A 13,275-nucleotide genomic window follows, 5' to 3' on the forward strand; every position below is an offset into this window, starting at 1 on the left:
AATATGAACAGCAGCTCCTCCTGTACGGAGTGAGCTGCTGTTTGGGATGCCTTACAGTGGCAGGGGGGCGGATGAATATAACATTAACACTACCTTACGGATTCATAAGCACCCGATGAACACCTTGGCTTCCTCCCGGTGCGGTTCCGAGATATAAGTACCCCCCTTGGCTTACGGCAGTGGTGATGCCATACAATGTACCTTCAGGATCATGCCAGCTATTCACCAGTTCCCCTTCGGGTCCATATTCCGCGACCAGTCCATGCTTCACCGGCGCACTGGCTCCATTTAACAAGGATTGTGGAACTTTGGACATTGTAGCTGCTAACCAAGGATGACTATGCATGTAATCGGCAAAAGCCAAACGGGTTGTGAATACCCCTACCCAGAAATGTCCCTGTGCATCACGTGTGATGTTGTCCGGGAATCCAGCAATATTGTCTGCAAAAATATCCGAGGTGCCCTGCTTGGCCCCCTTCAGCCAGTATCGGGTCAACTGATAATGATACGATTCGGCCACGAGCACGAAATCTTCGTCAGCAGACAAGGCTACCCCATTGGCAAAATATAAGTCCCGAAGTAAAACGGTCGTCTCCTTGGTCTGCGGATCATATTTCAGCAATCGTCCATGCGGTTTGTTCTCAGCAATTTCTTTGAACATGACCTTGCCATAGTTAGAGGTATCAGAGAAATAGATCGATCCGTCCTGCGCGATGTCCAGTTCGTTCGCCAGGTAGATGGGCCCTCCCTCTACTTCTGTGGTTAGTACTTCAATATTTCCATCCGGGTCAATCGACAGCAGCCCTTTCTGAATATCCGTCACAATTAGATTCCCTGCCGCGTCGAATTTCAGTCCGTTAGGTGTTCCGTGGGTATCGGCGAACACTTCAGCCGGTTGTGCTTTACCCGCCGTATCAAAGGCTACTCTGTAAATTTTGCCGTCGGAGTCACCCGTGTACAGCCGTCCTTTGGTATCAAAAGTAATGAATTCCGGGAACTTGGCGCGGTCTGTAACCAGCTCAGCCGAGCTGAGTTTGCTGTTTTCTTTCCAGGGACCTTCCTTCTCAAAAGAAGGGGCGGTAGGTGCAGACCATACAGCAGGTTCTACCGGGGCAGGTATCAGCAGAAAAACAGCGATTCCCATTACAATTACCCCGAGCAGGGCCAAGCTCCATCTGCCGACTTTTTGACGTGTTGAAAGTTTGCGTTGCTTTGGTTCTGTTGACATTATAAATCCCCCTTATTGTTTGCGGGGACGAAGCATGCCCCCAACCAGCCGCAGACTTTGTCTGCGGGTCATAAAACGTGAAATCTGGGCACCTAGATAATTCCGGAATCCCGGAACAACGTACTGTTTCCCTTTTTTCATAGCGCGCAGTGTAACTTCCACTACACGTTCCGGCGAGTCTTTTGCGCCCACAGAGGCATCATCCGTGCCAACGACATTGAAGAAATTCGTTTCTGTTGAGCCTGGGCACAGAGCAAAGAATTGAACGCCACGGTCACGATTCTCCCACCAAAGGGCATCGGTAAAGGACAAGACAAAAGCTTTAGTTGCCCCGTAGACGGCCATATAAGGCAGCGGCTGAAAGCCTGCGGTAGACGAAACATTGATCACAGCGCCAGCGCCTCTTTGAAGCATCCCCGGCAGGAACAAATGAGTCATATCTACTACAGCTGCGACATTGAGCATCACTTCTTCATGCTGGCGCTCGCCGGAGATTTGCTCGAACAGACCATGGGTGGCAAAACCCGCATTGTTAACCAACAGATCAATGTTCAGGTTGAGCTGCTGGCACTTCTGATACAACTCTCCGGCAGCGCCTTCGATGGATAGATCCTGGGGAATCACCTGGCACTGAGTTCCATAGCTTCGGGTCAATTCTGCTGCAAGCGTATCAAGTTTGCGTTTGGATCTGGCTACAAGCACCAAATGACTGCCTTCCTTTGCCAATTGTCTTGCAAACTGTTCGCCGATTCCCGAAGAGGCCCCGGTAATTAGCGACCATTTCCCTTTAATATTCATGATTCCCGCTCCTTTTAACACAGTGTTTTTATTTGGAAACAACGTTACCAAAACTTTAAAAAAATATGACAAATTCCTATGAGCATAAAATCGCTTCGGTAACACTGTTTCTTATGAGAATCATAGTAACCCAAAAGATGCATCCGTGTCAAAGCTTTTTTTTCAGCGTGATGGATTAATTGACAACCTTTCTGCAAATGGTTAGAATGCCTGTTAGAAGCCCAGTAACCCTGTTTCTTGTCAATAACATGATAACTGAATGAAGGTGATCCTTATCAGTAACGAAGACAAGCCCTCACTATCCACGGGGCGGGTATTAAAAACATATCAGGAAGCCCGTCTGCAAAATACGGAAAATCTCCGTAAGCTTGTGGTTGATGCGGCCGCAGCCATTCTGCAGGAAGAGGGGCCGGAGGCCGTCACTGTGCGCAGAGTATCGCAAAAGATGGGCTGCTCAACCAAGATTATTTACAGTTTGTTTGTCAATAAAGAAGGTCTGGCCCAGCAGCTGTATCTGGAGGGCTGCAAATTGCTGGCCCAGCGTTTTGAAGAAGTGCCGCCGTCCTCTGATCTCTTGCAGCATTTGCTGGATTTGGGCGAAGCCTTCTGGCAGTTCGGGCAGGACTATACCAGCTACTACAAGCTGATGTTTGGAGGGGCTTTTGCCGAGTTCAAGCCGGATGAGGAGAGTATGCAGGGAACGATGACAGCCATACGCCGTTTGCTGATTCTAATCAGTACCGCCCAGCAGCAAGGACAGATTTCGGACAAGGAAGAGACTCAGACCATCGTGAACACCATATGGGCTTCGCTGCACGGAGTAATACACCTGTATATGGGCGGGTTCCTTGGCGATGTCGAAGCAGCCCATACCGTCTACAAACAAACAATGGTTTTGCTGTCCCGATCCTTGTTTGCAGTATCCAAGCCATAGCGGATTGCTCCTGACAGCCCATTCCTTCAAGGGATGGGCTGTTTGATTCGTTCCAGCACAAGCGAAATCAGCTTATTGCGAAGGCGGTTTTTGCAGCAGCAGCAGGCTTGGCTGGCCGTCTCCGGTGGTATATAGTAGAGGGACAATTTGCAGGCAGAGGAGCGAACAGGGGATGATTGCATTAATCTTGGCTGCGGGGTATGCGACCCGTCTCTATCCGTTAACGAAAGATACGCCGAAGCCGCTGCTGCCGGTTCAAGGAAGCCGTACTATTCTGGATTTGCTGATGGACCGTCTGGAGGTGCTGGATGAGGTTAAGGAGATTCTCATTGTGACCAATGACCGGTTCTTCCGGGTTTTTGAGCAGTGGAGCCAGAAGTACAGAGGGACAAAGCCGGTTCGTATTCTGAACGACGGCACTACTTCCCCAGAGGGACGGTTAGGGGCGATCGGCGATATCCAGTTTGCCATCGAGCGGGAGCAGATACAGGATGATCTGCTGGTTCTGGCAGGTGATAATGTGCTCGGATTTGACCTTGAGGGGTATCTGCATTATTTTCATAAGGTGGATAAGGATTGCATTCTGGTCCGGACGGTGGACGATATCACGGAGCTGCGCAGTGTTGGGGTGGCGGAGCTGGATGCCGAGTTGCGGGTCCTTTCTTTGGAAGAAAAGCCGCAGGCGCCCCGGACGAACATTGGCGTATTTGCACTCTACATCTATAAAAGGTCCACACTGCCGCTCTTTTTCCGTTATCTGGCCGAAGGGGGCAACCCGGATGCGCCGAGTTATTTTCCCGAGTGGCTGCATTCCCGCCAAGAGATCCGGGCCTACTATACGGAGGGTACTATTGATGATGTCGGCACCCCTGAAGCTTATGCGGAGATGCGGGCTAGGCTGGGGGACGGCCAAGAGGGCAACGGTTAATTTCCAAGCAGAAAGCAGTTCATCCTGTAGGGAGGCTTTTTTATAATTTAGGAAATTATGATTACTTTCCATTGTGGATAAGATGTGTATAAAATTGGGGATAAGAATCTTTTAGTTCAATTCGTCAAAAGGACGAATGTGGACCGAAACAACGGCAGAAATGTGTTGTTTGAAGAGCTGAAGGGCGGTTTGTCCAGTAACAACGGCAGAAATGCCGTTGTTAAAGCAATGAAGGGTGGTTTGTCCGGTAACAACGGCAAAAATGCTGTTGTTGAAGTGCTGAAGGGTGGTTTGCCCGGAAATAACGGCAGAAATGCTGTTGTTGAAGTGCTGAAGGGTGGTTTGCCCGGAAATAACGGCAGAAATGCCGTTGTTAAAGCAACGAAGGGTGGTTTGTTCTTATAGATGGAAACCATACAATAAAAAATGGCGGATCATGAAAACCAGATGATAAGTAAACAAGGAGACCCTCTGCAGGTTGAAATGAGAGGTAAAAGTGCCTTTGAATTTTGCGCAAGCGGGCTAAATGGTGAATTGAGAGGTGGTATAACAAGTAAGTCCGTTAGGACTAACCTTTAGTGAGTAGCCTTATCACCCGTAGGGTGATTTTTTTGCTATCACTAAAAATTTTAAACTTCCCCCGGGCTACCCCTTGAACATTACGTTACGTAATGTTTTATACTGAAGCTACCGGAAGACAGCTGGCACGGAAAAAAGGGGATGATTATGAAGCAGACCTGGAAGGTTGGGGAGCTTGCGCGGCTGACAGGACTGACGATTCGTACGCTGCGTTATTACGATCAGATTGACTTGTTCGCACCCTCGGGATATTCCGATTCGGGACATAGGCTTTACACGGAAGCGGACATTGTGCGGCTGCAGCAGATTTTGTCCTTGAAAGAGCTGGGCTTGTCGCTTGAAGAGATCAAGACGGTGCTGACCGGCAATGATTTCAGTCTCCCGGAGATTATCTCGCTGCAGATTGCCCGGATCAAGGCGAACATGCGGGTACAGCAGAAGCTTTTGAGGGAGCTAGAGCATATCTCAAGCCTGATGCAGTCGGAGCAATCCTTGACCATTGAAGATTTCACCAAGGTTTTGGAAACGATGAGAATGAGCCATGAGAAGTTTTTTGCTGACAAACGCAAGAGCTGGAATCAACATCTGGACCGGCTGGGCGATTTTCTGGATGAGCATCCCGAATAACCAAATTGAACGGAGGACTAAGTCATGAATCAGCATTCCATTAAGCATGATACTTTTGCTCTCGAACGCATCTATAATGCTTCTCCCGCCAGAGCTTTTGCCGCATGGGCAGATCCGGCCCTTAAAGCTAACTGGTTCGCGCAAGCGGAAGAATTCGAATTTCGGATAGGCGGGCGGGAGGCCATTCGAGGCAGTGAGCCGGGCGGTCCGGTTTATACCTCCATCGCCACATATCAGGAAATAACGCCGGACAACCGCATCGTCTACACCATTACTATAGACAAGGCGGAGACGCGGATATCGGTATCTGTGGTCACTGTGGAGTTCAAGCCTGAGGGAAACCGCACACAGTTGATTTACACCGAGCAATGCGCCTTCTTCGACGGACAGGATTCAGTACAGGATCACATCGCCGGAGCGACGGATTTCCTGGACAAGCTGGAGCATGAACTGAATGGTGCAAAATAACCTGAGAACGGAGGCGGCCGCATGAGAAAAATCATCGTATCCGAGTTCATTACGCTGGACGGGGTGATGGAAGAGCCGGAATGGACCATTCCCTTCCATAGCGGGGAACAGATTCAGCGTAAATTCGAAGAGCTTAAGGCCTGTGATGCTCTGCTGCTGGGCCGTGTCACTTACGAAGGGTTCGCCGCCGCCTGGCCTGAAACGGCAAAAACCAATACCGTCGTGAATGACATTCAGGATTTCTCTATCCCTGACGGGTTCGCGGAGCGAATGAACAGCTACCCGAAATATGTAGCCTCCAGAACGCTGCGTCCAGAGGAGATGAAGTGGAATGCAAGCCTCATCCAAGGCGGTCTTGTGGAAGAAATCACGAAGCTGAGGCAGCAGCCCGGCGGGGATATACTGGCCCTTGGGAGCCGTGAGCTGATCAACACGCTCATGCAGCATAACCTGATTGATGAGTACCGGTTCATGGTGTTCCCTGTGATGCTGGGCAGCGGCAAACGTCTGTTCAAAGACGGTAATGAGCCGAAGACGTTGAAGCTTGTCCATACCAAGGTGCTGCAATCGGGCGTTGTGGAGCTGACATACCACCCGGCGGAAATCTGAACCGCCATAGAGGAAAGGGGCGTGCATGATGCACGTCCTTTTGGTCTATACAATGGGGGCGATCACCGTCATGCAGTGCCACCTGCCAGACCCTTAATCCGCTCCAGATCATTGCTGCACAACACATCAAGATTGGCTGTGATCTTCTCCTGACTCCAGTCCCACCATTTCAGCTCCAGCAGCAGGGCGATGAGTTCATCGCCGAAGCGTTTTCTAAGAATGCGTGCCGGATTGCCGCCGGCAATATGATAAGGAGGAACATCCTTGGTTACGGTGGAATTGGCCGCGATGATCGCTCCGTCTCCAATGGTTACACCAGGCATAATGGTGGTGTTTTGGCCGATCCACACATCATTGCCGACGACGGTATCGCCCTTGTAGGGCAGGTCTGCCAGCTCCGGTGTAGCTTTCTCCCAGCCGCTGCCCATAATGTTGAAGGGATAGGTGGTTACTGAGCCCATCCGGTGATTGGCCCCGTTCATGATGAACTCAGTGCCGCGGGCGATGGCGCAGAATTTGCCGATAATTAGCTGATCCCCGATGAATTCATAATGGTGGGTGACGCGGCTTTCAAAAGAGACAGATTCGTCTGGATCGTCATAATAAGAGTAGTCTCCGGCGATGATATTGGGGCGGGTGACGGTATTTTTGATGAACCGGACTTGCTTAATATTGGGGTTCGGATGAATTGCGTTCGGATCGGGTCCTGTAGGATGCATAAGCACACACCTTTCTTGGATTATCTAATGCGATAGTCCGCATGTGTTTTCATTATAACCCAAGCCAAACGGCGGTCCAGCCCGGAATGCTCCGGGTGGACCGCCGTTTGGCTTGACTACCGCCCTTTAACTACTCCTGGGAATGAGCGGCTTCGTCTTTAACTTCCTCGCGGAAGGCTTTAATGCTTTTTTTACGGCGTTCGTTCTTTGCTTCGATTTGTTCACGTTCTTTGCTGCTGATCTCAGAAGAGAATTCGTTTAAATAGTCTTCAGCTTCATGCAGGTTTTGCATGGTGTGCTGAATGCTCTGTTGTAAATGCTCAACGTTATCTGCCCGATTATCCGGCTTTGCCATTTGGGGATCGCCTCCTGTGATTAACGCGCCTGAAAGGACGCTAATCTGTAGGGTGATCGTTGCCGGAAGATTTTATGCATCAATGTAATTCATCGCTGAACCCGGATGGCTGATCCATGCCCGCCATTGCTGCTTCAATAGACATCCCGCGCATACCGCCTGGTTAATGACATTTCTTTTACATAATCATTTGCTTCATCCGCAGTCATGCCGCCATGCTGCCGGATCACGGCCTTCAGCGCGGCATCCACTTCTTTGGCCATCTGCTGGGCGTCTCCGCACACATAGAAGTGGGCGCCCTCCTGAAGCCATGCCCAGAGCTCGGCTCCATGCTCAAGGATGCGGTGCTGTACGTAGATTTTCTCCGCCTGATCCCGGGAAAAGGCCGTATCCAGCCGCTGCAGGAAGCCTTCCATCTGCAGTCCCTCAAGCTCCTCCCGGAAATAAAAGTCACTGTCCTCCCGCTGTTCGCCGAAGATCAGCCAGTTTTTGCCCTTGGCGCCGGATGCCTTGCGCTCCTGCAGGAAGCCGCGGAAGGGAGCGATGCCTGTGCCCGGACCGACCATAATCATCGGGGCATCGGGATTGGCCGGCAGCCGGAAATGGGCATTCTTTTGTATGAAAATTGGAATCTCTGTATCCTCTGTAGCAAGGTCCGCGAGGAAGGTGGAGCATACTCCCTTGCGGACGCTGCCGTTATTCTCGTAGCGTACAGTGGACACTGTAATATGAACCTCGTCCGGATGGGCCTTCGGGCTGGACGAAATGGAATACAGGCGGGGCTGCAAGGGCTTGAGCTGTTCCACAAGCTCCTGCGCACTGAGGGCAACCAGGAACTCCTGCAGCACATCGATGAGCTGGCGCCCCCACAGCCATTGCTTCAGTTCCGCCTGGTTGTCGCTTTCAAGGAGCTTGCTTAACCTGGCATCCTGTGAACGGTCCCGGACGAACCGGAGCATCTCCGGAGCAATACGGGCAATCTCAAAATGACGGCGAAGTGCTTCGTTGACCGGCAGCTCGCCCTGTCCCTTGACCATTACCGGCGTGGAAGGCTCAATGTCCAACGTGAGCAGCAGATTGCCGACCAAATCAGGGCAATTGGCGGGCCATACCCCCAGCGCATCACCTGCTTCGAACTGCAAGCCTGCAGACTTCAGGTCGAAGGCATAGTGGCGGGTTTCTTTTTCAGACCCAGGCGTATTCAGACAATGCTTGAACAGGAGCCGTGACGGGACCGGGTGATTCCGGTGATATCCGCGTTGTTCCGGGTTCGGGGAAGCCGGGCCGGGTGCACTAACCGGAGCGGGTGAGATACCGCTTGCCTGGGCAAGCGCAGAAGGCCCCGGACGGCCTGCAAATCCGCTTAACAGTTCCGAGATATCCTTCGTCCATGCATCCACCTGTTCCTGATAGTCCGTATCGCAATGGGCACAGTCCAGCAGCCGCGACGCGCCAAGCTCCTCCAGCCGGGCATCCAGATTCTTTCCGAAGCCGCAAAAGAGATCATAATTGGAATCCCCGAAAGCGAGCACGGCGTACCGCAGATCCTTCAGCAGAGAAGTATTCTCTGCCTTGAGGGATTGGTAAAAGCTCTCACCGTTGTCCGGAGGATCTCCAGCTCCGAAGGTGCTGGCGATGAACAGCGCAAACCGGGTTTTTACCAGATCGCTTACGGAATATTGGTTCATATTTATCAGCCGTATGTCGTAACCGGCCTGCTGTAATTTCTTCGCGCACTCAATGGCCGCACCTTCGGCATTTCCGGTCTGCGAGGCCCAGAGGATGGTTACGGGAAGCTTGCCTGCTGTCTCAGCATCTTCGGAGGCTGCCCCTAAAGAGACTAGGCCCGGGGGCATTGCCTGCACGGAATGGGGTTCCGCTCCGGGAAACGGAGTACGGGAGAACATTCCCGCCAGCAGACCATCCACAAAGTAGCGGGTGGACTGTTCAAACGGCGCGGTGGACGGCAGAACCGGAATACCGGAGGCTGACCGGCCGGCCTCGGTGCGCAGGCTTGTGATGAAACCGGACAGATAAGCCTGTTCCTGGCTATCCAGGGTCATGGCTGTAGGGGCTTCAAGGCCAAATATGCCCGCAAGCGTATCAAGCTGCTTCATACTTATGGCCTCCTTCGGATGGGCATTCTCAGCGGCGGCTGGCGGTGTGGGCTGATTCTGGTCCAAATCCGGCGCTTGCGGCTCCCCGCTTGGCTGTTCCGCAGCCTTGACGAGCGATACGGAACAGAATTTCAGCTCAGGCTGTAAGGACAGGGGATCAACGGCATCATTCGTGACGTCATTGACGGCCAGTTGGGCACCAAAGACATCATTCCAGTGGAAAGGGGCGAAGCAGTTGCCCGGACGCACGCGGTCGGAAAGGACAGCGGGAAGAACCGCCAGCCCCCGCCGCGAACGAAGCTCTACCGGCTGGCGGTCCTTAATTCCAAGCACCTCAGCATCTTCCGGGTGAATCTCCACAAATGGACCCGGGTTCAGCTTATTGAGCTTGGGAACTTTGCCTGTCTTGGTCAGCGTATGCCATTGATGCTGCAGGCGGCCGGAATTCAGTACGAAGGGATAGTCACTGTCCGGCATTTCCGCAGGCGGCATATACGGGCGTGCCCAGAATACAGCTTTTCCGCTGTCTGTCGGGAATACGATGTCCGGAGCACTGCCATCTGCAGGCTCACTCAATGCAGGTCCGTCCTGACGGTTCAAGTACCGGATCGGGTTCCGGTCGTTCGGCTGTTCCGGCGCAGAGGGCCACTGCACAGGCGTTTCCCGCAGCCGTGCATAGGTGGCTCCGCGCAGGTCGTAGCCGGTCTTTGGGTTCCAGGCCTGCTGGATTTCGGCATAGACCTCTGCTGAAGACTGGTAGGCAAAAGCCTCGGCATAGCCCATTTCAGCGGCTACCCGGGCAATCAGCTGCCAGTCGGGCATGGCCTCTCCGGGCGGCTTCACGGCTTGCTGCATCAGGGTCAGATTGCGCTCGGAGTTGATCATCACGCCTTCCCCTTCGGCCCATAAGGCCCCGGGCAGCAGGATATCCGCATAACGGTTAGTCTCAGTGTCGAGGAAGCTGTCCTGCGTAATAACCAGCTCAGCCGCCTCGAGGGCAGCGATGACCTTCTTGCGGTTGGGAACCGTAGCCACCGGATTGGTGCAGATGATCCAGCAGGCTTTGATCTTGCCTGCAATCATGCTCTCGAACATGGAAATGGTACCGCCGCTGGCATCCGTCCGAAGGGTGCCCTGGGGGATTTCCCACAGCTTCTCTATGAAGCTGCGGTCCGCTTCAGACACCAGGGAGCGCTGCCCGGGCAGGCCCGGGCCCATGTAGCCCATCTCCCGGCCGCCCATGGCATTGGGCTGGCCGGTGAGCGAGAAGGGGCCGCTCCCCGGACGGCAGATTGCACCTGTGGCAAGATGCAGGTTGCAGATAGCATTCGTGTGCCAGGTGCCGTGAATGCTCTGGTTAAGGCCCATGGTCCAGCAGGTCATCCACTCCGGCGCTCCGCCAATCCACTTGGCCGCCTGGCGGATATCGGCTTCCGGGATGCCGGTAATCTCGGACACTTTATCCGGCGGATAGTCCTCCAGGAATGCCTCCATGCTCTCAAAGCCGGAGGTGAACCGGGCGATAAAGGCCGGGTCTGTATGGCCGTTCTTAACCAGCAGATGCAGCAGTCCATTCAGCAGGGCAAGATCCGTTCCGGGCCTGATCTGCATGAACAGGTCTGCTTTGTCCGCAGTGGCCGTCCGCCGGGGGTCTACGACAATCAGCTTGGCTCCGGCCTTGACCCGGTCCATCATCCGAAGGAACAGAATCGGATGACAATCGGCCATATTGGCGCCGATGACGAAGAATAAATCCGTCTTATCTATATCCTGATAAGAACCCGGAGGCCCATCCGCTCCCAGGGAGAGCTTGTAGCCGTTCCCGGCGCCCGCCATGCATAAGCGTGAATTAGACTCAATATTCGGGGTGCGGATGAAGCCCTTGGCCAGCTTGTTGATCAGGTACTGGGCCTCCAGCGACATTTGACCCGACACGTACACGGACAGGGCATCCGGGCCATGTTCCTCCAGAATGGCCCGCAGCCGCTGCGCGGTATCACGAATAGCTTCATCTATATTCACTCGTTCAGGCTCGGCTCTGCGATCCTGGCGTTTGTAGGCATATTCCATCCGGCCCGATTCCGTGAGTGCGGCTGCGGCCGTACTGCCTTTGGTGCACAGCCTGCCGAAATTGGCCGGATGCTCTTTATCTCCGGTGATGTTGACTACGCGGTTACCCGACACTTCGAGTACGATCCCGCAGCCAACGCCGCAATAAGGACAGACGCTTTTTACTTTGCCCGTTGTCATGTGAGTTCACCGCCTCGAAGTTCTCTGGATAGGTTTATTAGAAATTGACTCCGGATTCCGCCTTTGCCCAGGATTTTTTCCACGACCGGGTTACGGCGTAGAAAATCAGGGTTGTCAGGAGTACGATGGAGCCGACCACCAGAAATCCGGTAACCTGTGAGCCGGTGGATTGCTTCAGCGGACCGAGGACGTAAGTCGGCAGCAGATATCCGCCAAGACCTCCGGCCGCGCCGACAATGCCGGTAATAACTCCGATTTCGCTGGAGAAACGCTGGGGGATGATCTGGAAGACCGAGCCGTTGCCCATTCCGAGACAGGCCATCATCACGCTGGTATAGAGCAGCATCACCAGGAATGAACTAGGCATCGACGCAATGGCGAACGCACATACAGAAACTACACCATACAGAACGAGCAGGAGGCGCATGCCGCCAATCCGGTCCGCAATCCAGCCGCCTAAAGGCCGGAAGAAGCTGCCCGCGATAACTGTGATGGTGACCAGATAGCCTACCTGGACTTTGGTCAGCCCCCCGGAATGTACGCCGTCGCCGTACACATCATAGAAGAAGATGCTCGCATAGTTGGCGAACCCGACAAACCCGCCGAAGGTAATGGCGTAGAACATCGAGAACCACCAGGTATCGGCATGCTTGAAGACACTGAGATAGCTCTTAAGCGGTTTGGGTGCCGGAGCATTCGGGGCGTCTTTAGCCAATATGGCAAAAACAATCATAACGATGACCAGAGGGATCAGCGCGATCCCGAATACGCTGTGCCATCCATAAGCCTGGGCGATCTGCGGCCCGAAAAAGGTCGCCAGCGCCGTTCCGCTGTTCCCGGCTCCGGCAATGCCCATCGCGAGTCCCTGATATTGCGGCGGGTACCAGCGGCTGGCGAGGGAGAGGGATACGGCAAAGCTTGCGCCTGCAAAGCCGAGCAGGAAGCCGATCATATGCATCTGCAGCAGGCTGGTTCCGCCCAGCCAACCCCACAGGAGGGGAATGATGGTGAGGAACATCCCGAGCAGGCCTGCTTTTTTACTGCCAATGCGGTCAGCCAAAATGCCCATGGGGATGCGGAAAATCGAACCGCCGAGGATGGGGATGGCGACCATGGCCGCTTTTTGGGTATCTGATAATCCGAAATCCTTGGTGATATAGAGCGACAAGGCTCCACACAGCACCCAAATCATAAAGCTTACATCAAAGTACAAAAAAGCTGATAATAAACTCGGGGCGTGACCCGCCTTGCGAAAACCTTTTGCTTCCATGCTGACATCCTCCTTTTAATAACCCCAAGTAAATGAACCGGCAAAAAAGGGCCGACTGACAGAACCCGCACAACTGCGGATTATGTTCATCGGCCCCATTGCCATTGCAGCCACACCATCGTGACTGACTGTACGATTATTGGAAGTAAGAACTCCGGTACAGCAGACTATCCGTTCACAGCATTGTGGGAATAATCTGTTGTCACCTTCAGGGACACATTGTTGTGTCGTTGAAATCTTATAATGTCAATATAATTAGCTCGATAAGAAATGTCAACAACTATAACATAAAAATTTAAAATTATTAATTTTAATTCTTTATTTAGGTGTTTGAAGCGTTTTCATGTAATATAATCTTACATTTACCCGTATCAGGTCTGCTGAGTGACAAAA

At 53.0% G+C, this 13,275-nt stretch carries 12 protein-coding genes; 6 read left to right on the forward strand and 6 right to left on the reverse strand.

The genetic code is table 11. The features are described 5' to 3' along the window. Positions 1 to 94: 94 nt before the first annotated feature. Positions 95 to 1,228 (reverse strand): SMP-30/gluconolactonase/LRE family protein, encoded by a 1,134-nt coding sequence (locus BLQ82_RS21495; RefSeq protein ID WP_062525839.1) that lies wholly within the window; start codon positions 1,226 to 1,228, stop codon positions 95 to 97. Between the two features lie 12 nt (positions 1,229 to 1,240). Further along, on the reverse strand, positions 1,241 to 2,026 hold the full coding sequence (locus BLQ82_RS21500) for an SDR family NAD(P)-dependent oxidoreductase (protein ID WP_062525837.1): 786 nt from the start codon (positions 2,024 to 2,026) through the stop codon (positions 1,241 to 1,243). A gap of 259 nt (positions 2,027 to 2,285) precedes the next feature. Here BLQ82_RS21500 and BLQ82_RS21505 point away from each other — a divergent pair, with 259 nt between their 5' ends. The 6 genes from BLQ82_RS21505 (at position 2,286) to BLQ82_RS21530 (ending at position 6,171) form a co-directional block, all read left to right on the forward strand. Then, positions 2,286 to 2,960 carry a TetR/AcrR family transcriptional regulator gene (locus BLQ82_RS21505; RefSeq protein ID WP_244280914.1) on the forward strand — a complete coding sequence of 225 codons (675 nt, stop codon included), beginning with the start codon at positions 2,286 to 2,288 and terminating at the stop codon, positions 2,958 to 2,960. A gap of 172 nt (positions 2,961 to 3,132) precedes the next feature. Next, positions 3,133 to 3,888, forward strand: coding sequence for a nucleotidyltransferase family protein (locus tag BLQ82_RS21510; RefSeq protein WP_062525835.1), 756 nt, complete (start codon positions 3,133 to 3,135; stop codon positions 3,886 to 3,888). 165 nt (positions 3,889 to 4,053) lie between these two features. Further along, entirely contained in the window at positions 4,054 to 4,293 is a 240-nt protein-coding gene (locus BLQ82_RS21515) for a hypothetical protein (protein ID WP_244280916.1), read from the forward strand. Positions 4,294 to 4,614: 321 nt separating this feature from the next. Then, a complete protein-coding gene (locus BLQ82_RS21520; protein WP_062525832.1) occupies positions 4,615 to 5,094 on the forward strand; it encodes a MerR family transcriptional regulator in 480 nt (159 codons plus the stop codon). 24 nt (positions 5,095 to 5,118) lie between these two features. After that, the gene (locus tag BLQ82_RS21525) at positions 5,119 to 5,562 is read left to right on the forward strand and encodes an SRPBCC family protein (RefSeq protein WP_062525830.1); all 444 of its coding nucleotides are present in this window, start codon (positions 5,119 to 5,121) and stop codon (positions 5,560 to 5,562) included. A gap of 21 nt (positions 5,563 to 5,583) precedes the next feature. Further along, entirely contained in the window at positions 5,584 to 6,171 is a 588-nt protein-coding gene (locus tag BLQ82_RS21530; RefSeq protein WP_062525828.1) for a dihydrofolate reductase family protein, read from the forward strand. Positions 6,172 to 6,239: 68 nt separating this feature from the next. Here the strand turns inward: BLQ82_RS21530 and BLQ82_RS21535 are convergent, their stop codons facing one another. The 4 genes from BLQ82_RS21535 to BLQ82_RS21550 all read right to left on the reverse strand — a co-directional run bounded on the left by BLQ82_RS21535 (position 6,240) and on the right by BLQ82_RS21550 (position 12,882). Beyond that, positions 6,240 to 6,890 carry a Vat family streptogramin A O-acetyltransferase gene (locus tag BLQ82_RS21535; RefSeq protein ID WP_062525827.1) on the reverse strand — a complete coding sequence of 217 codons (651 nt, stop codon included), beginning with the start codon at positions 6,888 to 6,890 and terminating at the stop codon, positions 6,240 to 6,242. A gap of 130 nt (positions 6,891 to 7,020) precedes the next feature. After that, a complete protein-coding gene (gene tlp / locus BLQ82_RS21540) occupies positions 7,021 to 7,245 on the reverse strand; it encodes a small acid-soluble spore protein Tlp (RefSeq protein WP_062525825.1) in 225 nt (74 codons plus the stop codon). 134 nt (positions 7,246 to 7,379) lie between these two features. Then, positions 7,380 to 11,612, reverse strand: coding sequence for a sulfite reductase subunit alpha (locus BLQ82_RS21545; RefSeq protein ID WP_062525824.1), 4,233 nt, complete (start codon positions 11,610 to 11,612; stop codon positions 7,380 to 7,382). A gap of 37 nt (positions 11,613 to 11,649) precedes the next feature. Next, positions 11,650 to 12,882 carry an MFS transporter gene (locus BLQ82_RS21550; RefSeq protein WP_062525823.1) on the reverse strand — a complete coding sequence of 411 codons (1,233 nt, stop codon included), beginning with the start codon at positions 12,880 to 12,882 and terminating at the stop codon, positions 11,650 to 11,652. Between the last annotated feature and the right edge of the window lie 393 nt (positions 12,883 to 13,275).

It is taken from the genome of Paenibacillus jilunlii, assembly GCF_900102965.1.
Taxonomy (GTDB): domain Bacteria; phylum Bacillota; class Bacilli; order Paenibacillales; family Paenibacillaceae; genus Paenibacillus_AQ; species Paenibacillus_AQ jilunlii.